We start from the raw sequence: 25,332 nt of genomic DNA on the forward strand, positions 1-25,332 counted from the left end.
ATGAAAACCACGGCAATAGGTGGTCTGGCGGTTGCCAGCAGCGCCTTTACGCTTCCTTTTACCCGTCTGGCGTCGGCGGCGGAGGCTCTGTCTCCCGCTTCAGCCCCGGAAAAAGTGGTGTGGAGTGCCTGTACCGTTAACTGTGGTAGCCGTTGTCCGCTGCGTATGCATGTTGTGGACGGTGAAATCAAATACGTTGAAACCGACAATACCGGCGATGATAACTACGAAGGGTTACACCAGGTTCGTGCCTGTCTGCGTGGCCGCTCAATGCGCCGTCGCGTTTATAACCCGGATCGTCTGAAATATCCGATGAAGCGTGTCGGTAAGCGTGGGGAAGGGAAGTTCGAGCGCATTAGCTGGGACGAAGCCTACGATATTATCGCGACCAACATGCAGCGCCTGATCAAAGAGTACGGCAACGAATCCATCTACCTGAACTATGGCACCGGGACGCTGGGCGGCACCATGACCCGCTCCTGGCCGCCGGGTAAAACGCTGGTAGCGCGCCTGATGAACTGCTGCGGCGGCTATCTCAACCATTATGGCGACTACTCTTCCGCACAGATTGCCGCGGGCCTGAACTACACCTATGGCGGCTGGGCAGACGGTAACAGCCCGTCGGATATAGAAAACAGCAAGCTGGTGGTATTGTTCGGCAACAACCCGGGCGAAACGCGTATGAGCGGCGGTGGGGTAACCTATTATCTTGAGCAGGCGCGCGCCAAATCCAACGCACGTATGATCATCGTCGATCCGCGCTACACCGATACCGGCGCGGGGCGAGAAGACGAGTGGATCCCTATCCGCCCTGGTACCGATGCGGCGCTGGTCAATGCGCTGGCGTATGTGATGATCACTGAAAACCTCGTCGATCAGCCGTTCCTTGATAAATACTGCGTCGGCTATGACGAGAAGACGCTGCCAGCCAGCGCACCGGCTAACGGGCATTACAAAGCGTATATTCTTGGTCAGGGCAGCGACGGGGTAGCGAAAACCCCTGAGTGGGCATCCACCATCACCGGCATTCCAGTCGAACGTATTGTTCAGCTGGCCCGTGAAATTGGTTCAGCAAAACCGGCTTATATCAGCCAGGGCTGGGGACCGCAGCGTCACGCGAACGGCGAAATTGCCACCCGCGCTATTTCTATGCTCTCGATTCTGACTGGCAACGTCGGCATTCACGGCGGTAATAGCGGGGCGCGTGAAGGCTCGTATGAAGTACCGTTTGAACGTATGCCAACGCTGGATAACCCGGTTCAGACCAGCATCTCCATGTTTATGTGGACGGACGCGATCGAGCGCGGCCCGGAAATGACCGCGCTACGCGACGGTGTTCGGGGCAAAGATAAGCTGGATGTGCCAATCAAAATGATCTGGAACTATGCCGGTAACTGCCTGATCAACCAGCACTCAGAGATCAACCGCACCCATGAAATTTTGCAGGACGACAAGAAGTGCGAAATGATTGTGGTGATCGACTGCCACATGACCTCATCGGCGAAGTATGCCGATATTCTGCTCCCAGACTGCACCGCCTCTGAGCAGATGGATTTCGCGCTGGACGCCTCCTGCGGCAACATGTCCTATGTGATCTTCACAGACCAGGCCATCAAACCGCGCTTCGAGTGCAAAACCATCTATGAGATGACGTCCGAGCTGGCGAAACGTCTTGGCGTTGAGCAGCAGTTCACAGAGGGGCGTACTCAGGAAGAGTGGATGCGCCATCTGCACGAGCTCTCACGCAAAGCCATTCCAGACCTGCCGGACTTCGATACCTTCCGCAAGCAGGGCATGTACAAGCAGCGCGATCCGGAAGGGCATCACGTGGCGTATAAAGCCTTCCGCGACGATCCGCAGGCCAATCCGCTGACCACGCCGTCGGGCAAAATCGAGATCTACTCCGAAGAGCTGGCAAAAATTGCCGCAACGTGGGAATTGCCGGAAGGGGACGTTATCGATCCGCTGCCGATCTATACGCCTGGCTTCGAAAACTACAACGATCCACTGACGGAGAAATTCCCACTTCAGTTAACCGGTTTCCACTACAAAGCGCGTGTTCACTCCACCTACGGCAACGTTGACGTTCTGAAAGCGGCCTGCCGACAGGAGATGTGGATCAACCCGATGGATGCGAAAGCGCGCGGCATCAGTAATGGCGATCGCGTACGTATCTTCAACGGACGTGGCGAAGTGCATATCGAAGCTAAAGTGACTCCGCGCATGATGCCTGGCGTTGTCGCGCTGGGGGAAGGGGCCTGGTATAACCCGGATGCGAACCGTATCGATCAGGCGGGCTGCATCAACGTTCTCACTACGCAGCGTCCATCGCCGCTGGCGAAGGGCAACCCATCCCACACAAACCTCGTTCAGGTTGAAAAGGCGTAAGGAGTAACCGATGACAACCCAGTATGGATTTTTTATTGATTCCAGCCGCTGCACCGGGTGCAAAACCTGCGAGCTGGCCTGCAAGGATTATAAAGACCTGACCCCGGACGTCAGCTTCCGTCGTATTTATGAATACGCAGGCGGCGACTGGCAGGAGGATAACGGCGTCTGGCATCAGAACGTCTTCGCCTATTACCTGTCGATTGCCTGCAACCACTGCGAAGATCCGGCCTGCACCAAGGTCTGCCCGAGCGGGGCAATGCACAAGCGCGACGACGGTTTTGTGGTGGTGGACGAGGATGTCTGCATTGGCTGTCGCTACTGCCACATGGCCTGCCCGTACGGTGCGCCGCAGTATAACGCGGCTAAAGGCCACATGACCAAGTGCGACGGCTGCCACAGCCGCGTGGCGGACGGCAAAAAGCCCATCTGCGTCGAGTCCTGCCCGCTGCGCGCGCTGGACTTTGGCCCGATTGAAGAGCTGCGTAAAAAACACGGTCAGCTTGCTGCGGTCGCGCCGCTGCCGTCTGCGCACTTCACGAAGCCGAGTATTGTGATTAAACCTAACGCCAACAGCCGTCCGACGGGTGACACCACCGGCTACCTGGCAAACCCGAAGGAGGTGTGAGATGGGAAGTGGATGGCATGAATGGCCGCTTATGATCTTCACGGTCTTTGGGCAGTGCGTGGCAGGCGGGTTTATCGTCCTTGCGCTGGCGCTGTTAAAAGGGAACCTCAATGCTGAACAGCAGCAGCGTTTAGTGTTGAGCATGTTTGGCCTGTGGGTGTTGATGGGGATTGGGTTTATCGCCTCTACGTTGCACCTGGGCTCACCGATGCGCGCGTTTAACTCCCTGAACCGCGTAGGTGCCTCTTCGCTGAGTAACGAGATTGCCAGCGGCGCAATCTTCTTTGCAGTTGGCGGGCTGGGGTGGTTACTGGCAGCGCTGAAAAAGCTGCCGTCAGGGTTACGTGCGTTGTGGCTCATCGTCACCATGGTACTGGGCGTTGTCTTTGTCTGGATGATGGTCCGGGTGTACAACACCATCGATACCGTTCCGACCTGGTACAGCGTCTGGACGCCGATGAGCTTCTTCCTGACCATGTTTATTGGCGGGCCGCTGCTGGGTTATCTGCTTCTGCGTGTAGCTGGCATTAATGGTTGGGCGATGCGCCTGCTGCCCGCGGTCTCGCTGCTGGCACTGGTCATCAGTACCGTTGTAGCGCTTATGCAGGGAGCGGAGCTGGCGACCATTCACAGCTCTATCCAACAGGCTTCGGCGCTGGTACCGGATTACGGTTCTCTGATGGCCTGGCGTGTGGTGCTGCTGACGGCGGCGCTGGTGTGCTGGATTGCCCCTCAGCTTAAAGGTTACGCGCCTGCGCTACCGTTGCTGTCACTGGCCTTTGTGCTGGCGCTGGCAGGGGAGTTAATTGGTCGCGGCGTATTTTACGGTCTGCATATGACGGTCGGTATGGCTGTCGCCAGCTAATTTTAGATTTTGTTATAAAAAGCCGGGACATAGTGCCCGGCTTTTCTTTTTTCATTCATGAAATTTTTCGACTGATGTTTCGTTGTAAAAATTCCCGGAAATAAATAAAAACAAATAGATAATTAATATTGGTAGCAGGTTTTGCATTAGCAGGATGAGTTTTTTAAATCGACAAGGCGCATATCGTGCGTGACGCCTGAATCGGTGGATTGACTTTGTTTTTGCCAGTGGCATGATGCGCACGAAATCTGAACTTCCTCACGGTTTTTAATCCATGACCACCTATACCCGCCCGGTGCTTTTGTTGCTCTGTGGCCTGCTTTTGCTGACCCTGGCGATCGCGGTGTTGAACACACTCGTCCCGCTATGGCTCGCCCATGAAAACTTACCAACCTGGCAGGTGGGTATGGTTAGCTCGTCCTTTTTTACGGGCAATCTGCTGGGCACCTTATTAACGGGCAGCCTTATTAAGCGCTTTGGTTTTAACCGCAGCTATTATCTGGCGTCACTGATCTTTGCCGTCGGATGCGCCGGTTTAGGACTGATGGTCGGCTTCTGGAGCTGGATGGTCTGGCGCTTTATTGCGGGCGTTGGCTGCGCCATGATCTGGGTGGTGGTTGAAAGTGCGCTGATGTGCAGCGGCACGTCCCGTAATCGCGGGCGTCTGCTGGCGGCTTATATGATGGTTTACTACGTCGGTACCGTTCTGGGACAACTGATGGTCAGCAAATTCCCAACCGACCTGATGAGCGTTCTGCCATGGGTAACAGGGATGGTGCTGGCCGCAATTCTGCCGCTGCTCTTTACCCGTATCGTGAACCAGAGCAGTGAGCATCAGGAGGCCACGCACGTTTGGCCGATGCTGAGACTGCGCCATGCGCGCCTGGGGATTAACGGCTGTATTATTTCCGGGATTGTGCTGGGGTCGCTCTATGGCCTGATGCCGCTCTATCTTAACCATCAGGGTGTCAGTGATTCCGGGATCGGTTTCTGGATGGCGGTGATGGTCAGCGCGGGGATTGTCGGCCAGTGGCCAATTGGCCGCCTGGCGGACCGCTTTGGTCGTCTGCTGGTGCTGCGCGTCCAGGTTTTCGTGGTCATCATGGGCTGTCTCGCTATGCTCAGCAACGCCGCGATGGCGCCTGCGCTGTTCATTCTGGGGGCTGCGGGTTTTACGCTCTATCCGGTCGCGATGGCCTGGGCCTGTGAGAAAGTTGAGCATCACCAGCTGGTGGCGATGAACCAGGCATTGTTGCTGAGTTACACCATCGGCAGTTTACTGGGGCCGACTTTTACCGCTATGCTCATGCAAAATTACTCTGATAATCTGCTGTTTATCATGATCGCCAGCGTATCGTTTATTTATCTGTTAATGCTGCTGCGCAAAGTGGGCGAGCACCCAACGCCAGTGGCACATGCCTGATTAAATAAAAGCCTGTCGATGACAGGCTTTTTTGTCCCTGTCACATATAAGACTTTTACTTATTGTGAGTTTTTACTGCCTGGCGATAATTCAAATGAGTTCTACCACTAAAAGGCAGCAATCATGTCTACTCGTCGTTTTTCCACTACCGCACTTGCCGTAGTGTTGGCTTTAACGTTTGCAACGGCTCCGGCCATGGCTAATCCTGGAAACGGGAATGGCGGTGGTCACGGAAACGGTGGCGGACAAGGTAATAGCGGCAATCATGGTAACGGGAACGCTGGTAACCATGGTAATAAGCACAATAACGGCCAGGATAATCCAGGAAAATCGGATAAGAGCTTTAAAAACAGCAACGATGTGGGTCATGATGTTGACGTCCGCGTGAGCTTCGATCATGCCCGCCATCTGGCACTGAATTACGGCTTAACGGGCTACGACTCTCTGCCTCCGGGTATTGCGAAAAACCTGGCGCGCGGTAAGCCACTGCCTCCGGGCATTGCGAAGAAAACCGTGCCAGCCGATATGCTGGGTCAGCTTCCTTCTTATCCGGGCTATGAATGGCGCGTGGTGGGTGACGACCTGGTCTTAATTGCGCTGAGTACCGCGATTGTGACTTCCGTGATTAACGGCGTCTTTAAATAGAATATAAAAAGGCCCGGTTTTCACCGGGCCTTTTCGTTAATACATGACCTTGTGGCCATACTGCTCAAGAATACCTTTGACGCGCTCCATCGTCTCTTTTTTCGGCGGCTTCACGCCATCGAGCTTGTACTCTTCACCCATTGCCACCCATTTGTGTTTGCCCAGCTCGTGATAGGGCAGGAGTTCAATTTTCTCCACGTTACCCATATCCCGGGTAAATTCGCCCAGACGATGTGCAGAATCATCATCATCTGACCAGCCCGGTACTACCACGTAGCGGATCCAGGTCTTGACGCCTTTATTGGCAATGTATTTGGCAAATTCCAGCGTACGGTGGTTTGAGACGCCAACCAGATTCTGGTGGATCTCATCGTTCATCTGCTTGAGATCGAGCATCACCAGATCGGTCACTTCAAGCAGTTCATCAATAACCGGATCGTAACGGCGCACAAAGCCGTTGGTGTCGAGGCAGGTATGAATACCTTCTTTATGGCAGGCGCGGAACCAGTCGCGCACAAATTCAGCCTGAAGAATAGCTTCACCGCCGGATGCCGTCACGCCACCACCGGACGCGTTCATGAAGTGGCGATAGGTCACCACCTCTTTCATCAGATCTTCAACGGTGACTTCTTTGCCGCCATGGGTGTCCCAGGTGTCACGGTTATGGCAGTACAGGCAGCGCATCAGGCAGCCCTGGAAGAAAGTGATAAAGCGGATCCCCGGGCCATCGACGGTGCCACAGGATTCAAAGGAGTGAATGCGACCAATAATTGACATTGCGGTGATATCTCCGAATTTGGCCCATCCGGGGGCCTATGTAGATGCACAGCTCAAAGGCTATGTCGAGTCTGTTTTGGCTGTTATCCATTAAGTATAGATAGCGGACAAAAGAGACTGATGAAGCGAGGGTGTTAAAAAGGCCCCACTTGCGTGGAGCCTTTATTGTACGCTTTTTAACGCGTGATTTCAGTCAATTCCACTTACATGGACTGAGTGAAAGTACGGGTGATAACGTCCTGCTGCTGTTCTTTCGTCAGGGAGTTAAAACGTACTGCGTAGCCAGATACGCGGATGGTCAGCTGAGGATATTTCTCAGGATGTTCCATCGCGTCGAGCAGCATTTCACGGTTCATCACGTTCACGTTCAGGTGCTGACCACCTTCAATGGACGCTTCGTGGTGGAAGTAACCATCCATCAGACCCGCGAGGTTAGTTTTACGTACTTCGTCGTCTTTACCCAGCGCGTTTGGCACGATAGAGAAGGTGTAAGAGATACCATCTTTCGCGTATGCAAACGGCAGTTTAGCAACGGAGGTCAGAGAGGCAACCGCACCTTTCTGGTCACGACCGTGCATTGGGTTAGCACCTGGGCCGAATGGCGCGCCAGCACGACGACCGTCTGGGGTGTTACCGGTTTTCTTACCATACACAACGTTAGAGGTGATGGTCAGAACAGACTGAGTCGGGATAGCGTTACGATAGGTAGTGAGTTTCTGAATTTTCTTCATGAAACGTTCTACCAGGTCAACCGCCATGTCATCAACGCGAGCGTCGTTGTTACCAAACTGCGGATATTCGCCTTCGATTTCGAAGTCGATAGCCAGACCATCTTCGTCACGAATTGGTTTAACTTTCGCATATTTGATTGCAGACAGGGAGTCAGCCGCAACGGACAGACCTGCGATACCACACGCCATGGTGCGAACGACGTCACGGTCGTGCAGCGCCATCAGAGAGGCTTCGTAGCTGTACTTGTCGTGCATGTAGTGGATGACGTTCAGCGCAGTGACATACTGCTTAGCCAGCCAGTCCATGAAGTGATCCATGCGCTCCATCACTTCGTCGAAGTTCAGAAGGTCGCCTTTGATCGGTTCAGACTTAGGACCAACCTGCATTTTCAGTTTTTCGTCAACGCCGCCGTTGATTGCGTACAGCATGGTTTTCGCCAGGTTTGCACGCGCACCGAAGAACTGCATTTGCTTACCAACAACCATTGGGCTTACGCAGCACGCGATAGCGTAGTCGTCGTTGTTGAAGTCCGGACGCATCAGGTCATCGTTCTCGTATTGCAGAGAAGAGGTGTCGATGGACACTTTAGCGGCGAATTTCTTGAAGTTCAGTGGCAGTTTTTCAGACCACAGAACGGTGATGTTCGGCTCCGGAGAAGGACCCATGGTGTACAGGGTGTTCAGGAAGCGGAAGCTGTTTTTGGTTACCAGCGTACGGCCATCTACGCCCATACCGCCGATAGATTCGGTTGCCCAGATTGGGTCACCAGAGAACAGCTCATCATATTCTGGAGTACGCAGGAAACGAACCATACGCAGTTTCATGACCAGGTGGTCAATCATTTCCTGAGCGTCTTGCTCGGTGATTTTGCCTGCTTTGATATCGCGTTCGATATACGCATCCAGGAAGGTGGATACGCGGCCGAAGGACATTGCTGCACCGTTCTGAGACTTAACCGCGGCCAGGTAGCCGAAGTAGGTCCACTGAATAGCTTCCTGAGCGTTGGTTGCAGGACCAGAGATATCACAGCCGTATTTAGCCGCCATCTCTTTGATCTGACCCAGCGCACGGTGCTGTTCAGCAATCTCTTCACGCAGACGGATAGTCGCTTCCAGGTTTACGCCGTTTTCCAGGTCAGACTGGAGAGAGACGAACTGCGCGTATTTGTCTTTCATCAGGAAGTCGATACCGTACAGCGCAACGCGACGGTAGTCACCGATGATACGGCCACGGCCATAGGCATCTGGCAGACCGGTCAGAACGCCAGATTTACGGCAGTTCAGAATGTCTTTGGTGTAAACATCGAATACACCCTGGTTATGGGTTTTACGGTATTCGGTGAAGATTTTTTTCAGCATTGGGTCCAGCTCGCGGTTATACGCTTTGCAGGAACCTTCAACCATTTTAATGCCACCGAACGGGATGATTGCGCGTTTCAGTGGTGCTTCAGTCTGGAGACCAACGATTTTCTCAAGGGCTTTGTTGATGTAGCCAGCATCGTGAGAAGTGATGGTAGAAGCAACGGAGGTGTCAAAATCAACTGGCGCGTGAGTGCGGTTTTCCAGTTTAACGCCTTCCATTACGCTGTCCCACAGCTTGGTGGTTGCGTCAGTTGCACCAGCCAGGAAGGATTCGTCACCTTCATACGGGGTATAGTTTTTCTGAATGAAGTCACGGACGTTGACTTCATTCTGCCAGTCACCTTTCGTAAAACCTTCCCAGGCTGTGGCTAACTTTTCATTAAGCTCGGACATGTAACACCTACCTTCTTAAGTGGATTTTTTATTTACTGCCTGAGACAACCATTAATGATGATCGCCGCCACGCAGGTAAATGACCCAGTATGTCAACCCAACTAACAGACCCCCACCGATAATGTTCCCGATAGTGACGGGGATCAGGTTATCAGTAATGAAATTTATAATAGTCAGGTGTGAAAAACTTTCCGGGGTTGAACCTACAGCAGTCCAGAACTCCGGGCTTGCAAAGTTGCGGATTACAATCCCCATCGGGATCATGAACATATTCGCAATACTGTGCTCAAAGCCGCTGGCAACAAACATCGCAACCGGCAGAACCATAATCATGGCTTTATCCATCAGGCTACGACCAGAGTAGCTCATCCAGACCGCCAGGCAGACCATCAGGTTTGCAAGGATGCCGAGAGCAACGGCTTCGATAAATGTATGGTGCATTTTGTGGTCGGCGGTTTGCAGGACGTTAAGCCCCCAGCCGCCGTTGGCGGTCATGTACTCGCCAGAAAGCCACATCAACAGAACAAAGAGCAGACAGCCAATCAGGTTGCCAACGTAGACGTTGAGCCAGTTGCGCCCCAGTTGACCCCAGGTAATTCTTCCGCTGGCTTTTGCCACAACAATCAGCACCGTTGAGGTGAAGAGGTCGGCGCCGCAGATGACGCAGAGGATCAGACCCAGTGAGAAGCAAATACCACCAATCAGTTTCGCTATGCCGAAAGGCATCCCGGCAGTGCCGGTGGTGGCTGTGATATAGAAGACGAAAGCGATGGAGATGAACACCCCAGCCGTAATGGCCAGAAAGAACGTCGTCATCGGATGTTTCGTTGCTTTGTAGACACCCGCTTCTTCGGCAACTTTCGCCATCGCAGCGGGGAGTAATAGATCAAAAGGGTTGTCAGCTTTCACACTAACTCTCTCTTTATTAAGTCGGCGACGAGATACTAACAAAGCATTATAGAAGAGAAATTGATATAGATCATATCTCGCCTGGCTTATAGGCCCGCAGTGTGTATGGTTTTACAGCAAAAGCGGAGTAAGTATTTGATTATCCGTATAAAAATAAATTTTAAAAGTTATGAAAAGAGTTGAATTTTTTCCTTCAGCCTCCCGTGGAACAGTTAATTAAAATGGAGTATTTATTAGAATTAGTAACAGTAAAGCCCAGGTAAGCGTTTTTATATTTACCCGTGGTTAACTTAATTATTACAATTAAACGTCATTGCGGAAAAATAAAAAAAAGGGGCAATGAAATTGCCCCGTAATATAGCTCAGGCGATTGAATACGCCTACAGCCATTAATGTTATATGCGCTTATTTTGACCAGTAAGCGGCTTTAGCCTTCTGCAATTTTTCATACGCATTCAGCAGCGACTGATGCGCCGGGAAGGCTTTCAGATCGCTGTCAACCGCTTGCAGGCCATAGAACGGTTCTTCACCGCTCAGCGCAGCGCTGGCAGCTTCAACGGCATCTGCACCGTACATGCGGACGAAGGCGTTCAGATACTGCAATGGCTCGCGGTCGTCTTCCTGAGAAAGCAGGAGCAGCGTTTGCAGGCAACGGTAATAGTTAGTGCGCTCGGCGGAGAAGACGGACTGGTTAAACTCCATCGTCCACTCGGTCCAGGCCAAAGCCTGATCCAGATCGCCGCCCGCCAGCGCCAGCATCGCTTTTAGCTCGCCGATGCGCAGCGTGTACCAGCCGTTATCTTTTCCGGTTGCCAGACCCAGCAGTTCGCGTACGCGGGTGAAATCATCGTGTCCTTCTTCGTCCAGTTGGGCGATCAGGTTCAGATAATCTTCTTTATCCCACTCGCTGCCCGGCAGGGCCAGCAGGGTTTCACGCAGATGCGCGCCCATGCTGTTGTTCGCCAGCCACAGATCTTCTGCCGGATAGATGTCCGACATACCCGGCACAATAATACGGCACGCATAAACGCCGAGGTGTTCATAGTCGGCAATATAGACTTCCTGATCTTCCGCGTTGAAGATCGCCATCAGGGTGGCGAACTCTTCTTCCGTCGTACCGGCAAAGCTCCAGTCCACGAACGGATAGTCTGCGTCCTGTTTGAACATATCCCAGGAGATCAAACCGCTGGAGTCGATGAAGTGCGTTTCGAGGTTGGTGTGCTCGGCGACTTCTTCATCATCAAAGGTTGGCGGGGTGAATACGTCGAGATCTTTCAGGCTACGACCTTGCAGCAGTTCGGTCACGGTACGCTCCAGCGCCACGCCGAAGTCCGGGTGCGCGCCGAAAGAGGCGAAGCAGGTGCCATTTGCCGGGTTAAACAGTACCACGCAGATAACCGGATATTTGCCGCCCAGAGAGCCGTCATAAGCAAAGATTGGGAAACCTTCCGCTTCCAGTTTGGCGATGGATTCCACCACGCCCGGGTAGCGCGCCAGCACGTCAGCCGGGATCTCCGGCAGGCTGATGGATTCAGCAATAATACGGTTTTTGATGTGACGCTCGAAAACTTCAGACAACCCCTGTACACGCGCTTCGTTACGGGTGTTACCGGCAGACATACCGTTAGACACATACAGATTGCCAACGATGTTCATTGGAATGTAAACGGTCTGCTCGTCAGACTGACGGGTGAACGGCAGGGCGCAGATACCACGATCCTCATTGCCGGATTGCAGGTCGATCAGCATGCTGGCGGTCAGTTCGTTTTCCGGATCGTAGAACGCGCGCAGGCGGGCATCAAGAATGCCTTCCGGCAGTTCGTCGTCTTCGGGTAGCGGGAACCATTTTTCGTTCGGGTAGTGAACGAACGGGCCGTTGGCAATCGTTTCACCCAGCCAGAAGTCGGCGAAGAAATAGTTGGTGGACAGACGCTCAAAATACTCACCCAGCGCAGAGGCCAGTGCCGCTTTTTTGGTCGCGCCTTTGCCGTTGGTAAAGCACAGCGCACAGTCTTTGTCGCGAATATGCACGGACCAGACGTGAGGCACCGGATTCAGCCAGGAGGCTTCTTCGATATTAAAGCCCAGGTCGGTCAGTTTCTGCTGGAAGCGAGCGATGGAATCTTCCAGAGCGGCGTCTTTGCCGGGGATAAACGTTTGAGTCATGGCGTTCACTTTTATCGTACGTAAAGCGCGCAATGATACGGGTTTTGCGTGACGGGTGCTATCTCCGGCGAAAATAAATGGCTGGGCTATGCTTATAAGCAGTAACCTACTGTTAAGGCATAAAAAAATGAAAGCATTTGATCTCCAGCGGATGGCGTTTGATAAAGTCCCACCTGAGTTTTTAGGCGAAGTGGCGTTGCGTAGCCTGTACACCTTTGTACTCGTCTTCCTGTTTCTGAAAATCACCGGACGTCGCGGCGTGCGGCAGATGTCACTGTTTGAAGTGCTTATTATCCTGACGCTGGGTTCGGCGGCAGGGGACGTTGCCTTTTATGACGATGTGCCGATGGTGCCGGTTTTTATCGTCTTCGTGACGCTTGCGCTGCTGTACCGGCTGGTCATGTGGCTGATGTCGAAAAGTGAAAAACTGGAAGATCTGTTCGAAGGAAAACCGGTGGTGATTGTCGAAGATGGTCAACTGGCCTGGGAGAATGTGCAAAGCGCCAATATGACGGAGTTTGAGTTCTTTATGGAGCTACGTATAAGCAGCGTTGAACAGCTGGGGCAGGTGCGTCTGGCGATTATGGAAACGAACGGTCAAATCAGCGTTTATTACTATCCTGACGATGAGGTCAAGCCCGGCCTGTGCATACTGCCGGATATGCTTATCGAGCGATACAAAACCGTCCCTGATGCGGGCCAGTATGCCTGCATAAAATGCAGCCATGTGGTGGTCATGCAGGCGGGCGATCATCAATTATGCCCTCGCTGTACAAATCCAGAATGGACGAAGGTTAGCCGGGCTAAACGCATTACCTGACAGCGATTTTGTCGGTTTTGCGACAACGGTACGGCAGATTGTTTTGTGTGACGAGGGGCACATTTCTTCGGCCATAAGTTTTAGACATTGCGGCGCGTGTCACTGAATGATAAAACCGATATCCACAGTTATAACTTATGGCTTTTAGCGTGGTGAGGGGAAATGGCTCAAGTCTTTAATTTCAGTTCAGGTCCGGCAATGTTACCGGCAGACGTGCTCAAACAGGCTCAACAGGAGCTGTGTGACTGGAACGGTCTGGGTACGTCGGTGATGGAAGTCAGCCACCGGGGTAAAGCGTTTATTCAGGTGGCGGAAGAGGCAGAAAAGGATTTTCGCGATCTGCTGAACATTCCCTCGAACTACAAAGTATTGTTCTGTCACGGCGGTGGACGCGGTCAGTTTGCGGGTATTCCGCTCAATCTACTGGGCGACAAATCCACCGCTGATTACGTTGATGCCGGCTACTGGGCGGCCAGTGCGGTAAAAGAAGCGCACAAATATTGCACGCCGAACGTTATCGATGCCAAAGTGACCGTTGACGGTATGCGCGCCGTGAAGCCGATGAGTGAGTGGCAGCTTTCTGACAACGCCGCGTATCTTCATTACTGCCCGAACGAAACCATCGACGGTATCGCTATTCACGAAGAGCCAGACTTTGGCGAAAATGTCATTGTGACGGCGGACTTCTCCTCCACCATTCTGTCCACGCCGCTGGACGTCAGCCGCTACGGCGTCATCTACGCGGGTGCCCAGAAAAACATCGGTCCTGCGGGTCTGACTATCGTTATCGTGCGTGAAGACCTGCTGGGGAAAGCCCATAAGTCTTGCCCGTCAATTCTGGATTACACCGTCCTGAACGACAACGATTCCATGTTCAACACTCCACCAACGTTCGCCTGGTATCTCTCCGGCCTGGTCTTCAAATGGCTGAAGCAAAAAGGCGGCGTGGCGCAGATGGACAAGATCAATCAGCAAAAAGCTGAACTGCTGTACGGCGTGATCGACAAGAGCGATTTCTACCGTAACGATGTCGCCAAAACTAACCGTTCGCGCATGAACGTGCCGTTCCAGCTGGCGGACAACAACCTGGATAACGTGTTCCTGGAAGAGTCCTTCGCGGCGGGTCTGCATGCGCTGAAAGGTCACCGTGTGGTAGGCGGTATGCGTGCCTCTATCTATAACGCGATGCCGCTGGAAGGCGTTAAAGCCCTGACTGATTTCATGATCGACTTCGAACGTCGTCACGGTTAATTGGCTGTTTTCACCCCCGCAGCGTTCCTGCGGGGTTTTTATTATGTTGAGTTGAGAGTTAAGTTTCATGGAATCCCTGACGTTACAACCTATCGCGCGGGTAGATGGCACCATTAATCTGCCTGGTTCAAAAAGTGTCTCGAACCGCGCTCTGCTGCTGGCAGCTCTGGCAAACGGCACCACCGTCCTTTCCAACCTGCTGGACAGCGATGACGTGCGCCATATGCTCAATGCACTGAAAGCGTTGGGCGTTCAGTACGCGCTGTCAGACGATCGTACCCGTTGTGAAGTCACCGGTAACGGCGGCGCATTACATTCCGCTGAAGCGCTGGAGCTTTTCCTGGGTAACGCCGGTACGGCGATGCGTCCTCTGGCCGCTGCGCTGTGTCTTGGGAGCAACGATATTGTGCTGACCGGCGAGCCGCGCATGAAAGAGCGTCCGATCGGCCACCTGGTCGATGCCCTGCGTCAGGGCGGCGCGCAGATTGATTATCTTGAGCAAGAAAATTACCCGCCACTGCGTCTGCGCGGTGGTTTCACTGGCGGTAACGTTGAGGTTGACGGTAGCGTCTCCAGCCAGTTCCTGACGGCACTGCTGATGACCGCACCGCTGGCACCGCAGGATACGGTGATCGCGATTAAAGGCGATCTGGTTTCTAAACCGTACATTGATATCACGCTGCACCTGATGAAAACCTTCGGCGTTGAGGTGGAAAACCAGTCTTATCAGCGCTTCGTGGTGCGCGGGGCACAGCAGTACCAGTCTCCGGGCAACTACCTGGTTGAAGGGGATGCGTCATCCGCGTCCTACTTCCTGGCCGCGGGTGCGATTAAAGGCGGTACGGTAAAAGTGACGGGTATTGGTCGCAACAGCGTGCAGGGCGATATTCGTTTTGCCGACGTGCTGGAAAAAATGGGCGCGGTTGTGACCTGGGGCGATGACTTCATCTCCTGTACGCACGGTGAGCTGAACGCCATCGACATGGACATGAACCATATTCCTGACGCGGCAATGACCATCGCCACCGCTGCGCTGTTTGCGAAAGGCACCACCACGCTGCGTAACATCTATAACTGGCGCGTAAAAGAGACTGACCGCCTGTTCGCAATGGCAACCGAGCTGCGTAAAGTGGGGGCGGTGGTAGAAGAGGGCGAAGACTACATTCGCGTCACGCCGCCGGCAAAACTGCAATTTGCAGAAATTGGCACCTACAACGATCACCGCATGGCGATGTGTTTCTCGCTGGTGGCGCTGTCAGATACGCCAGTCACCATCCTTGACCCGAAGTGCACGGCGAAAACCTTCCCGGACTACTTCGAACAGCTGGCGCGCATTAGCACCCTGGCCTGACGATCGTATGCCGCATCTCCTGATGCGGCATTTCCTTACGCTTTCTGACAGTCATCCTCTTTCATTTCTTCTACACTCTGCTTCAATCATTCCGTAATTTGCACGCAAAGGTAACAGTTGCGCACGTTGGCGCGTATAATGCGCGGCGTTCATGTAAACGGTATGCCTTAATTAAGGAGAAAAAGATGACGGCAATTGCCCCGGTAATCACCATTGATGGGCCAAGTGGCGCAGGGAAAGGTACTCTGTGCAAAGCGATGGCGGAAGCATTGCAATGGCATCTTTTAGATTCGGGAGCAATCTATCGCGTGCTGGCGCTGGCTGCGCTGCATCATCATGTAGATGTTGCGTCTGAAGAAGCGCTGGTACCGCTGGCTGCACATCTGGATGTGCGCTTTGTCTCTACTGATGGCAACCTTGAAGTGATCCTGGAAGGGGAAGATGTCAGCGGTGAAATCCGTACGCAGGAAGTGGCCAATGCGGCCTCTCAGGTGGCGGCTTTCCCACGCGTTCGTGAAGCGCTGTTACGTCGCCAGCGCGGTTTCCGCGAAGCGCCGGGGCTGATCGCCGACGGCCGCGACATGGGAACCGTGGTATTCCCTGATGCGCCAGTGAAAATTTTCCTTGACGCCTCTTCGGAAGAACGTGCTCAACGCCGCATGCTTCAGTTGCAGGAAAAGGGGTTTAGTGTTAACTTTGATCGCCTTTTATCCGAGATAAAAGAGCGCGATGACCGCGATCGTAACCGCGCCGTCGCACCACTTGTTCCCGCGCAAGACGCATTAGTGCTGGATTCAACCAGTTTAACTATTGAGCAAGTGATTGAAAAAGCGCTACAATATGCGCGCCAAAAACTGGCACTCGCGTAATCGCGACCGATTTAGCAGTACCCCCGCTGCAATGGATTGACGGCGGGTATGTGAAACAACCCCATCCGGCACGGAGCCAGGTGGACGTTAATATTAACCTGAAGATTAAACATGACTGAATCTTTTGCTCAACTGTTTGAAGAATCCTTAAAAGAAATCGAAACCCGTCCGGGTTCCATCGTTCGCGGTGTTGTTGTTGCTATCGACAAAGACGTAGTACTGGTTGACGCCGGTCTGAAATCTGAGTCCGCCATCCCGGCTGAGCAGTTCAAAAACGCCCAGGGCGAGCTGGAAATCCAGGTAGGTGACGAAGTTGACGTTGCTCTGGACGCAGTAGAAGACGGCTTCGGCGAAACCCTGCTGTCTCGTGAGAAAGCTAAACGTCACGAAGCATGGATCACGCTGGAAAAAGCTTACGAAGAAGCTGAAACTGTGGTCGGTGTTATCAACGGCAAAGTTAAAGGTGGCTTCACTGTTGAGCTGAATGGTATTCGTGCGTTCCTGCCAGGTTCTCTGGTAGACGTTCGTCCAGTCCGTGACACCCTGCACCTCGAAGGCAAAGAGCTTGAGTTCAAAGTAATCAAGCTGGACCAGAAGCGTAACAACGTTGTTGTTTCCCGTCGTGCCGTTATCGAATCCGAAAACAGCGCAGAACGCGATCAGCTGCTGGAAAACCTGCAGGAAGGCATGGAAGTCAAAGGTATCGTTAAGAACCTCACTGACTACGGCGCATTCGTTGACCTGGGCGGCGTTGATGGCCTGCTGCACATCACCGACATGGCGTGGAAACGCGTTAAGCACCCAAGCGAAATCGTGAACGTGGGCGACGAAATCACTGTTAAAGTGCTGAAGTTCGACCGCGAGCGTACTCGTGTATCCCTCGGCCTGAAACAGCTGGGCGAAGATCCATGGGTAGCTATCGCTAAGCGTTACCCAGAAGGTACTAAACTGACTGGTCGCGTTACCAACCTGACCGACTACGGCTGCTTCGTTGAAATCGAAGAAGGCGTTGAAGGCCTGGTGCACGTTTCCGAAATGGACTGGACCAACAAAAACATCCACCCATCCAAAGTTGTTAACGTTGGTGATGTAGTGGAAGTGATGGTTCTGGATATCGACGAAGAACGTCGTCGTATCTCCCTGGGCCTGAAGCAGTGCAAAAACAACCCATGGCAGCAGTTCGCGGAAACCCACAACAAGGGCGACCGTGTTGAAGGTAAAATCAAGTCTATCACTGACTTCGGTATCTTCATCGGCCTGGACGGCGGCATCGATGGCCTGGTTCACCTGTCTGACATCTCCTGGAACGTTGCAGGCGAAGAAGCAGTTCGTGAATACAAAAAAGGCGACGAAATCGCAGCAGTTGTTCTGCAGGTTGACGCAGAGCGTGAACGTATCTCCCTGGGCGTTAAACAGCTCGCAGAAGATCCGTTCAACAACTGGGTTGCACTGAACAAGAAAGGCGCAATCGTAAACGGTAAAGTGACTGCTGTTGACGCTAAAGGCGCAACCGTAGAACTGGCTGACGGCGTTGAAGGTTACCTGCGCGCTTCCGAAGCTTCACGTGACCGCGTTGAAGATGCAACTCTGGTTCTGAGCGTTGGTGACGACGTTGAAGCTAAGTTCACCGGTGTTGACCGTAAGAACCGTGCAATCAGCCTGTCTGTTCGTGCTAAAGACGAAGCTGATGAGAAAGATGCAATCGCAACTGTGAACAAACAGGAAGATGCAAACTTCTCTAACAACGCAATGGCTGAAGCTTTCAAAGCAGCTAAAGGCGAGTAAGTTCAGGTTCGCACCATCATTTGAGCTGTAACGCATTTACAGCGCGAAGGATGGAGAGCAGACTTGACAGATTGCAGGATTCGTCCTGTAATCAATAACAAAGGGCGGCTACGGCCGCCCTTGTTTAATAAGCTGTTCAGCTAATGGGTTTGAAAGGAACCGGAGGAATCATGACCAAGTCAGAATTGATTGAAAGACTTGCCAGTCAGCAACCGCATATCCCTGCCAAGGCTGTGGAAGATGCCGTTAAAGAGATGCTGGAGCATATGGCTACCACTCTTGCCCAGGGCGAGCGCATTGAAATCCGCGGTTTCGGTAGTTTTTCCCTGCACTATCGTGCACCACGTACCGGGCGTAACCCGAAGACTGGCGATAAAGTGGAGCTGGAAGGAAAGTATGTTCCGCACTTTAAGCCGGGTAAAGAACTGCGCGATCGCGCCAATATTTACGGTAACTGAGTTTAATCATCAGGGTTAAACTGAGTTTAAAGAAAGCACCTTAGGGTGCTTTTTTTGTATCCCGTCCCTGCATTTCTGAATACGCGCCGCATTTAAATTTTCTCTTTGCTGTAAACGCTTAAAAACGTTGCAGCGCCCGCTGTAAATCACGCCTTTTCTGTCTGACGACGCATCACTCCCGCCGCATAATCGCCTGAAACATGGAGGTTAAGATGGGGATCCACGTTATCAGTATGTGCGCCATTCTGGCCATAATCCCGCTCTATTGGTTACCCGTTTTGCCAGACTTGCATATTGTCTGGTTGCTGATTGCCGCAGGAATTGCGTTATCCGTACAGCAGAGAAAATGGCTCAGGTTTTCAGGCCTCGCATTGCTTTTTATGTGCTGGGGGATACTGGCCGCTCAGGAAAGCGTGTGGCCGATGAACCATTTAACGAAAGCACCGCAGCAGGCCGAGGTGGTCATTACCGCAACTGACGGCGCAACGATGCATCAGGGAAGGATTATCAGCCTCAATGGAGAACGCGTGTGGGCTGCCATGGGCGTGTCACTCTACGGCAACTACCTGCCTCAAAATGTCTGCGTGGGTCAACGCTGGGCAATGACCCTGCGGCTCAGGGCGGTACACGGAGAACTCAACGATGGCGGCTATGATTCGCAGAAAAACGCCTTTGCCCGACACCAGACGCTGAGCGGACGGTTTACCCATGCGGAGATTATCGACGCACGCTGTAGCCTGCGTTCGCAATACCTGACATCACTACAGAATACGCTTTCAGCATATCAGTGGGGGCCCGTGATCCTGGGGCTGGGGATGGGGGAGCGGTTGTCGGTCTCGCGGGAGATAAAAAACCTGATGCGTGAGACCGGAACGATGCATCTGATGGCAATCTCGGGATTGCATATTGCGCTGGCCGCTTCTGCTGTCTGGCTACTGGCTCGGGGCATCCAATTTTTCCTGCCGGGCCGCTGGATTATCTGGCAAGTGCCCTTACTGGCAGGTCTGCTTTTTGCCGCGTTTTACGCATGGCTAACGGGATTGCAGCCGCCCGCGCTGCGTACGGTTATGGCGCTTGTGGTACTGGCTGCATTAAAAATGAGTGGTCGCCAGTGGTCGCCCTGGCAGGTATGGCTTACTTGCGTGGCGGCGATCCTGTTTTTCGATCCGCTGGCGGTACTGTCACAAAGCCTGGCGTTATCCGCGTTTGCGGTCGCCGCGCTTATTTTTTGGTATCAGTGGTTGCCTCTCCCGCACTGGCAACGTGGCCGGTGCCTGCGGCCGTTGGTTACGCTGTTGTATTTGCAGGTTGGAATGCTGCTGCTTCTGTTGCCGCTTCAGGTACTGATTTTCCATGGTTTCAGTCTCTCCTCGCTGGTGGCGAATCTGTTTGCTGTTCCTCTGGTAACGTTTATCTCAGTTCCACTGATCCTGCTCGGCATGTTTCTGCATCTGTATCCGGTGGCGACGCTGGAAAGTATCGTCTGGCTGGCTGCCGATAAATCTCTGGCAGGACTTTTCTGGCTATTGATGCGTTTACCGAATGGCTGGCAGGACGTGGATGAACGCTGGCAATACCTGACGTTACTGCCGTGGCTGCTGATCATTGGCTGGCGATTCAGGGCCTTCAGCGCAGTACCCGCAGTCTGTCTGGCAGGCAGCGTGGTGATGGCATTTCCCCTCTGGCACAGGATTAAAACTGACAGCTGGTCCCTGCATATGCTGGATGTAGGGCAAGGGCTGGCGATGGTCATTGAGCGTCACGGGAAGGCCATTCTGTATGACACCGGGCTGGCATGGCCCGGTGGGGACAGCGCGCAGCAGCTGATTATCCCCTGGCTACGCTGGCATCATCTGAGGCCGGAAGGGGTGATCCTGAGCCATGAACATCTCGACCACGCGGGGGGACTGGCATCGCTAAAAGCTGCCTGGCCTGCAATGTGGATCAGAAGCCCCTTAGCCTGGGCCGGACATCTTCCATGCTTTCGTGGACAGCGATGGCAGTGGCATGGGTTAACGTTCTCCGTGCATTGGCCACCCGAAAACACCCCGGCGAAAGGTAACAACCGCTCCTGCGTGGTAAAAATCGATGACGGCGAACAGAGCGTTTTACTGACCGGAGATATTGAAGCGCAGGCAGAACTGGCAATGTTGAGCCACCGCTGGCGTCAACTTGCGGCTACACTGATTCAGGTGCCGCATCATGGGAGTAACACATCATCTTCAACACCGCTGCTACAGCGCGTGGAGGGGCAGGTTTCGCTGGCCTCGATGGCCCGCTATAACGCGTGGCGTTTCCCTTCCATCAAAGTAGTCAGGCGCTATCGAACTGAGGGATATCTCTGGCTTGATACCCCGCAGTCCGGACAGATAACTGTGACGTTTTCGCACCAAAGTCGGCAAATTCGCCGCTTACGTGAACACTATTTACCGCGTTGGTATCATCAGTGGTTTGGCGCGCCCGTAGATAACGGGTAGAATATGCGGCTATTTCAACAAATGCTGGTTTTTTGAATGCATAACGACAAAGATCTCTCCACGTGGCAAACGTTCCGCCGGCTCTGGCCGATGATTGCACCTTTCAAAGCAGGCTTGATCGTGGCGGGCGTAGCGTTAATCCTCAACGCAGCCAGCGATACGTTTATGTTATCGCTTCTCAAACCGTTACTGGATGACGGTTTTGGTAAAACGGATCGTTCAGTGCTGCTATGGATGCCGCTGGTGGTTATTGGGCTGATGATCTTACGCGGAATCTCCAGCTATGTTTCAAGCTACTGCATCTCCTGGGTATCCGGTAAAGTGGTGATGACCATGCGCCGTCGGTTATTCAGCCATATGATGGGGATGCCAGTCTCATTCTTTGACAAACAGTCAACCGGTACCCTGCTGTCGCGTATTACCTACGATTCAGAGCAGGTGGCGTCGTCCTCTTCCAGCGCACTGATTACCGTTGTGCGTGAAGGCGCATCCATCATCGGTCTTTTTGCGATGATGTTCTATTACAGCTGGCAACTGTCGCTGATCCTTATTGTGCTGGCGCCGATTGTCTCTATCGCGATCCGCGTGGTATCAAAGCGTTTTCGCAACATCAGTAAAAATATGCAGAATACGATGGGGCAGGTGACTACCAGCGCCGAGCAGATGCTGAAAGGCCATAAGGAAGTGTTGATCTTCGGCGGTCAGGAAGTCGAAACCAAACGCTTTGACAAGGTCAGCAACAGAATGCGCCTGCAAGGGATGAAAATGGTATCGGCCTCGTCGATTTCCGATCCGATCATTCAGCTGATTGCCTCTTTGGCCCTGGCCTTCGTCCTGTATGCAGCAAGCTTCCCGAGCGTCATGGAAACCCTGACTGCGGGTACCATTACCGTGGTGTTCTCATCCATGATTGCGCTGATGCGTCCGCTGAAATCGCTGACTAACGTCAACGCCCAGTTCCAGCGCGGGATGGCAGCCTGTCAGACGCTGTTCAGCATCCTCGATTCCGAACAAGAAAAAGATGAAGGTACGCGCGTGATAGAGCGCGCTAAAGGTGACCTGGAATTCCGCAACGTGACCTTTACCTATCCAGGCCGTGAAGTGCCGGCGCTGCGTGATATCAGCCTGTCCATCCCGGCGGGTAAGACCGTTGCACTGGTCGGTCGTTCCGGTTCGGGCAAGTCGACTATTGCCAGCCTGATTACCCGTTTCTACGATATCGACCAGGGCGAAATCCTGCTTGATGGTCACGACCTGCGGGAATATACCCTACAGTCGTTGCGTAACCAGGTCGCGCTGGTTTCGCAGAACGTGCATCTGTTCAACGATACGGTGGCGAACAACATTGCGTATGCCCGTACCGAAGAGTACAGCCGTGAAGAGATCGAGAATGCGGCGCGTATGGCCTATGCGATGGACTTCATTAACAAAATGGATAACGGTCTGGATACGATCATTGGCGAAAACGGGGTGCTGCTCTCCGGTGGTCAGCGTCAACGTATCGCGATTGCCCGAGCGCTGCTGCGCAACAGCCCGATTCTGATCCTCGATGAAGCAACGTCCGCACTGGATACGGAATCTGAACGCGCTATCCAGTCGGCTCTGGATGAATTACAGAAAAACCGTACCTCGCTGGTTATCGCGCACCGTCTGTCGACCATCGAACAGGCTGACGAAATCGTGGTGGTGGAAGACGGCGTTATCGTTGAACGCGGCAGCCATGCGGACCTGCTGGAACAACGTGGTGTATACGCGCAGCTTCATAAAATGCAGTTCGGTCAATGATTGCACGCATCTGGTCGGGTGAATCCCCTCTGTGGGTGCTGCTTCTCCCGCTCTCCTGGCTGTATGGCCTGGTGAGCGGTGCTATTCGTCTGCTTTATCGCCTCGGGATCAAGCGCGCCTGGCGCGCACCGGTACCGGTAGTGGTGGTCGGCAACCTGACGGCGGGTGGAAACGGCAAAACGCCGGTGGTGATCTGGCTGGTAGAACAGCTCCAGAAGCGCGGTATCCGCCCGGCAGTTGTCTCACGCGGTTACGGTGGTAAAGCGGCGCAGTATCCATTGGTGCTGAGCCCAGCTACGACAACCGCTGAAGCCGGTGATGAGCCGGTACTGATTTACCAACGTACTGGCGCGCCGGTTGCGGTATCGCCGGTGCGCAGTGATGCCGTAAAGGCACTGCTTGCAGAGCATGACGTACAAATCATAATTACCGATGATGGTTTGCAGCATTACGCGCTGGCGCGTGACAAAGAGATCGTGGTTATTGACGGCGTGCGGCGTTTTGGCAACGGCTGGTGGCTGCCAGCCGGTCCAATGCGTGAGCGTGCGTCGCGCCTGAAGAGCGTCGATGCCGTGATTGTAAACGGTGGTGAAGCCAGAGCGGGTGAGATCCCGATGCATCTTCGTCCCGGAAAGGCAGTGAATATGCTGACCGGCGAGCGTAAAGACGTCGCGTTACTGGATCATCTGATTGCGATGGCCGGGATTGGTCATCCGCCGCGTTTCTTCGCGACGCTGGAGCAGTGCGGCGCGCGGCTGGAGAAACGGGTACCGCTGGCCGATCACCAGGCGCTGGTTGCCGAAGAGGTTGAGAGGCTGGCCGCACCGGGCCAGACGCTGATCATGACGGAAAAAGACGCGGTAAAATGCCGGGCCTTTGCGAAAGAAAACTGGTGGTATCTGCCGGTTGATGCTGAACTCAGCGGCGAACAGCCGGAACATTTGCTCAAGGAATTGCTCGCGTTAGTGCAGTAACTTCTACGCGGTTCCGGTGGCGCTTTGACTGACAGGAAAACGCATGTCTCTACCGCAACTCTCACTTGCAGCCGCACGAAACCTGCATCTTGCCGCCCAGGGGCTTCTGAAAAAGTCCCGCCGCCGCGCACAGCCAGCGGATATCCTCTCTACCGTGCAACGCATGTCGTTGCTGCAAATCGACACCATTAACATCGTGGCGCGTAGCCCGTATCTGGTCCTGTTTAGCCGCCTGGGAAACTATCCTCCGCAGTGGCTGGATAATGCGCTAAGTCAGGGCGAACTGATGGAATACTGGGCGCATGAAGCCTGTTTTCTCCCGCGCAGCGATTTTGCACTGGTGCGTCACCGCATGCTCGCCCCGGACAAAATGGGCTGGAAATACCGTCAGGAGTGGATGGTGGAACACGCGGATGAAATAGAACAACTGATTGCCCATATTCAGGAAAACGGTCCGGTACGCTCCGCGGATTTTGAACACCCGCGAAAAGGCGCAAGCGGATGGTGGGAGTGGAAACCGCACAAACGCCATCTTGAAGGGCTGTTTACGTCGGGCAAAGTGATGGTGGTCGAGCGCCGCAACTTTCAGCGCGTTTATGACCTCACGCACCGCGTTATGCCTCACTGGGACGATACGCGTGACCTGCTGTCTCAGGACGCAGCCGAAGCCATCATGCTCGGGAACAGCGCCCGCAGCCTGGGCATATTCCGCCCACAGTGGCTGGCGGATTATTATCGCCTGCGTCAGCCGCAGCTAAAACCGCTGCTGGAAACGTGGCAGCGTGAACAGCGCGTGATGCCGGTCTCGGTTGAGTCGTTAGGTGAAATGTGGCTGCATGCGGATTTGTTCCCTCTGCTGGCGCAGGCGCAAGAGGGCAAACTCCAGGCGACCCACAGTGCCGTGCTCTCGCCGTTCGACCCCGTTGTCTGGGACAGAAAGCGGGCCGAACAGCTGTTTGATTTCAGCTACCGTCTGGAATGCTACACCCCGGCGCAAAAACGTCAGTACGGTTATTTTGTTTTGCCGTTGCTTCATAAAGGGCAGCTTGTCGGGCGCATGGACGCTAAAATGCACCGTAAAACCGGCACGCTTGAAATTATCGCGCTCTGGCTGGAAGAGGGCATAAAAGTCACGGCTGGCCTGGAAAAAGGGCTAACGTCTGCGCTCAGTGAATTTGCGCGCTGGCAGGGGGCGTATGAAATTGTACTCGGTCGCGTGCCTGCGGGGCTGTTTACGACCTGTCGAGGTGGCTGGGAAACAGGCACTCCCTGAAA

Annotated in this window: 19 protein-coding genes; 15 read left to right on the plus strand and 4 right to left on the minus strand. The window is 53.7% G+C overall.

The window, feature by feature from the left end; all coding sequences use genetic code 11:
- From dmsA to HP459_RS02170, 5 genes are all read left to right on the plus strand, one after another.
- Nucleotides 1-2,388, plus strand: a 2,388-nt coding sequence (gene dmsA / locus HP459_RS02150) for a dimethylsulfoxide reductase subunit A (RefSeq protein ID WP_171935889.1), incomplete at its 5' end; no start/stop codon positions are given.
- 10 nt (nt 2,389-2,398) lie between these two features.
- Complete coding sequence (locus HP459_RS02155; protein ID WP_017384545.1) at nt 2,399-3,016, plus strand: DMSO/selenate family reductase complex B subunit; 618 nt, start codon at nt 2,399-2,401, stop codon at nt 3,014-3,016.
- Between the two features lies 1 nt (nt 3,017).
- The gene (locus tag HP459_RS02160; RefSeq protein ID WP_171935890.1) at nt 3,018-3,881 is read left to right on the plus strand and encodes a dimethyl sulfoxide reductase anchor subunit family protein; all 864 of its coding nucleotides are present in this window, start codon (nt 3,018-3,020) and stop codon (nt 3,879-3,881) included.
- Nucleotides 3,882-4,155: 274 nt separating this feature from the next.
- The gene (locus tag HP459_RS02165; RefSeq protein ID WP_023305804.1) at nt 4,156-5,304 is read left to right on the plus strand and encodes an MFS transporter; all 1,149 of its coding nucleotides are present in this window, start codon (nt 4,156-4,158) and stop codon (nt 5,302-5,304) included.
- A 123-nt stretch (nt 5,305-5,427) separates the two neighbouring features.
- Nucleotides 5,428-5,949: an anti-virulence regulator CigR family protein gene (locus HP459_RS02170; RefSeq protein ID WP_032624534.1), complete on the plus strand. Its 522-nt coding sequence runs from the start codon at nt 5,428-5,430 to the stop codon at nt 5,947-5,949.
- A 36-nt stretch (nt 5,950-5,985) separates the two neighbouring features.
- Here HP459_RS02170 and pflA read toward each other — a convergent pair whose 3' ends face one another.
- The 4 genes from pflA to ycaO all read right to left on the minus strand — a co-directional run bounded on the left by pflA (nt 5,986) and on the right by ycaO (nt 12,287).
- On the minus strand, nt 5,986-6,726 hold the full coding sequence (gene pflA, locus HP459_RS02175; RefSeq protein ID WP_003858250.1) for a pyruvate formate lyase 1-activating protein: 741 nt from the start codon (nt 6,724-6,726) through the stop codon (nt 5,986-5,988).
- Between the two features lie 203 nt (nt 6,727-6,929).
- On the minus strand, nt 6,930-9,212 hold the full coding sequence (pflB, locus tag HP459_RS02180; protein ID WP_022647624.1) for a formate C-acetyltransferase: 2,283 nt from the start codon (nt 9,210-9,212) through the stop codon (nt 6,930-6,932).
- Nucleotides 9,213-9,263: 51 nt separating this feature from the next.
- A complete protein-coding gene (gene focA, locus HP459_RS02185) occupies nt 9,264-10,121 on the minus strand; it encodes a formate transporter FocA (protein ID WP_171935891.1) in 858 nt (285 codons plus the stop codon).
- A gap of 405 nt (nt 10,122-10,526) precedes the next feature.
- Nucleotides 10,527-12,287 (minus strand): 30S ribosomal protein S12 methylthiotransferase accessory factor YcaO, encoded by a 1,761-nt coding sequence (gene ycaO / locus HP459_RS02190; RefSeq protein WP_022647625.1) that lies wholly within the window; start codon nt 12,285-12,287, stop codon nt 10,527-10,529.
- Nucleotides 12,288-12,414: 127 nt separating this feature from the next.
- Between ycaO and HP459_RS02195 the strand changes: the two genes are divergently transcribed.
- The 10 genes from HP459_RS02195 to HP459_RS02240 all read left to right on the plus strand — a co-directional run bounded on the left by HP459_RS02195 (nt 12,415) and on the right by HP459_RS02240 (nt 25,330).
- Nucleotides 12,415-13,107, plus strand: coding sequence for a DUF421 domain-containing protein (locus HP459_RS02195; RefSeq protein WP_023299721.1), 693 nt, complete (start codon nt 12,415-12,417; stop codon nt 13,105-13,107).
- Between the two features lie 162 nt (nt 13,108-13,269).
- The gene (gene serC / locus HP459_RS02200; RefSeq protein ID WP_022647627.1) at nt 13,270-14,358 is read left to right on the plus strand and encodes a 3-phosphoserine/phosphohydroxythreonine transaminase; all 1,089 of its coding nucleotides are present in this window, start codon (nt 13,270-13,272) and stop codon (nt 14,356-14,358) included.
- Between the two features lie 67 nt (nt 14,359-14,425).
- The gene (aroA, locus tag HP459_RS02205) at nt 14,426-15,709 is read left to right on the plus strand and encodes a 3-phosphoshikimate 1-carboxyvinyltransferase (protein ID WP_063841439.1); all 1,284 of its coding nucleotides are present in this window, start codon (nt 14,426-14,428) and stop codon (nt 15,707-15,709) included.
- A gap of 185 nt (nt 15,710-15,894) precedes the next feature.
- Nucleotides 15,895-16,578 (plus strand): (d)CMP kinase, encoded by a 684-nt coding sequence (gene cmk, locus HP459_RS02210; RefSeq protein WP_015570968.1) that lies wholly within the window; start codon nt 15,895-15,897, stop codon nt 16,576-16,578.
- A gap of 111 nt (nt 16,579-16,689) precedes the next feature.
- Nucleotides 16,690-18,363, plus strand: a complete 1,674-nt coding sequence (rpsA, locus tag HP459_RS02215; RefSeq protein WP_003858235.1) for a 30S ribosomal protein S1 — start codon at nt 16,690-16,692, stop codon at nt 18,361-18,363.
- Between the two features lie 170 nt (nt 18,364-18,533).
- Entirely contained in the window at nt 18,534-18,821 is a 288-nt protein-coding gene (gene ihfB / locus HP459_RS02220) for an integration host factor subunit beta (protein WP_003858233.1), read from the plus strand.
- Nucleotides 18,822-19,033: 212 nt separating this feature from the next.
- Nucleotides 19,034-21,298, plus strand: a complete 2,265-nt coding sequence (locus tag HP459_RS02225) for a ComEC family protein (protein WP_171935892.1) — start codon at nt 19,034-19,036, stop codon at nt 21,296-21,298.
- A gap of 36 nt (nt 21,299-21,334) precedes the next feature.
- On the plus strand, nt 21,335-23,083 hold the full coding sequence (gene msbA, locus HP459_RS02230; RefSeq protein ID WP_003858227.1) for a lipid A ABC transporter ATP-binding protein/permease MsbA: 1,749 nt from the start codon (nt 21,335-21,337) through the stop codon (nt 23,081-23,083).
- Nucleotides 23,080-24,057, plus strand: coding sequence for a tetraacyldisaccharide 4'-kinase (gene lpxK / locus HP459_RS02235; RefSeq protein WP_126502958.1), 978 nt, complete (start codon nt 23,080-23,082; stop codon nt 24,055-24,057). Before msbA ends, lpxK begins: the two co-directional genes overlap by 4 nt.
- Nucleotides 24,058-24,100: 43 nt before the next feature.
- The gene (locus HP459_RS02240; protein ID WP_058676861.1) at nt 24,101-25,330 is read left to right on the plus strand and encodes a winged helix-turn-helix domain-containing protein; all 1,230 of its coding nucleotides are present in this window, start codon (nt 24,101-24,103) and stop codon (nt 25,328-25,330) included.
- Nucleotides 25,331-25,332: the final 2 nt, after the last annotated feature.

This window comes from Enterobacter sp. CM29 (assembly GCF_013179605.1).
Taxonomy (GTDB): Bacteria; Pseudomonadota; Gammaproteobacteria; order Enterobacterales; family Enterobacteriaceae; genus Enterobacter; species Enterobacter intestinihominis.

Excerpts from the sequence above, each read along its gene's own strand:
- ycaO (WP_022647625.1), bottom strand. The coding sequence starts at position 12,287 with ATGACTCAAACGTTTATCCCCGGCAAAGACGCCGCTCTGGAAGATTCC.
- HP459_RS02170 (WP_032624534.1), top strand. The coding sequence starts at position 5,428 with ATGTCTACTCGTCGTTTTTCCACTACCGCACTTGCCGTAGTGTTGGCT.
- HP459_RS02160 (WP_171935890.1), top strand. The coding sequence starts at position 3,018 with ATGGGAAGTGGATGGCATGAATGGCCGCTTATGATCTTCACGGTCTTT.
- HP459_RS02165 (WP_023305804.1), top strand. The coding sequence starts at position 4,156 with ATGACCACCTATACCCGCCCGGTGCTTTTGTTGCTCTGTGGCCTGCTT.
- ihfB (WP_003858233.1), top strand. The coding sequence starts at position 18,534 with ATGACCAAGTCAGAATTGATTGAAAGACTTGCCAGTCAGCAACCGCAT.
- lpxK (WP_126502958.1), top strand. The coding sequence starts at position 23,080 with ATGATTGCACGCATCTGGTCGGGTGAATCCCCTCTGTGGGTGCTGCTT.
- rpsA (WP_003858235.1), top strand. The coding sequence starts at position 16,690 with ATGACTGAATCTTTTGCTCAACTGTTTGAAGAATCCTTAAAAGAAATC.
- HP459_RS02240 (WP_058676861.1), top strand. The coding sequence starts at position 24,101 with ATGTCTCTACCGCAACTCTCACTTGCAGCCGCACGAAACCTGCATCTT.
- pflA (WP_003858250.1), bottom strand. The coding sequence starts at position 6,726 with ATGTCAATTATTGGTCGCATTCACTCCTTTGAATCCTGTGGCACCGTC.
- HP459_RS02155 (WP_017384545.1), top strand. The coding sequence starts at position 2,399 with ATGACAACCCAGTATGGATTTTTTATTGATTCCAGCCGCTGCACCGGG.
- msbA (WP_003858227.1), top strand. The coding sequence starts at position 21,335 with ATGCATAACGACAAAGATCTCTCCACGTGGCAAACGTTCCGCCGGCTC.
- cmk (WP_015570968.1), top strand. The coding sequence starts at position 15,895 with ATGACGGCAATTGCCCCGGTAATCACCATTGATGGGCCAAGTGGCGCA.
- HP459_RS02195 (WP_023299721.1), top strand. The coding sequence starts at position 12,415 with ATGAAAGCATTTGATCTCCAGCGGATGGCGTTTGATAAAGTCCCACCT.
- HP459_RS02225 (WP_171935892.1), top strand. The coding sequence starts at position 19,034 with ATGGGGATCCACGTTATCAGTATGTGCGCCATTCTGGCCATAATCCCG.
- pflB (WP_022647624.1), bottom strand. The coding sequence starts at position 9,212 with ATGTCCGAGCTTAATGAAAAGTTAGCCACAGCCTGGGAAGGTTTTACG.
- serC (WP_022647627.1), top strand. The coding sequence starts at position 13,270 with ATGGCTCAAGTCTTTAATTTCAGTTCAGGTCCGGCAATGTTACCGGCA.
- aroA (WP_063841439.1), top strand. The coding sequence starts at position 14,426 with ATGGAATCCCTGACGTTACAACCTATCGCGCGGGTAGATGGCACCATT.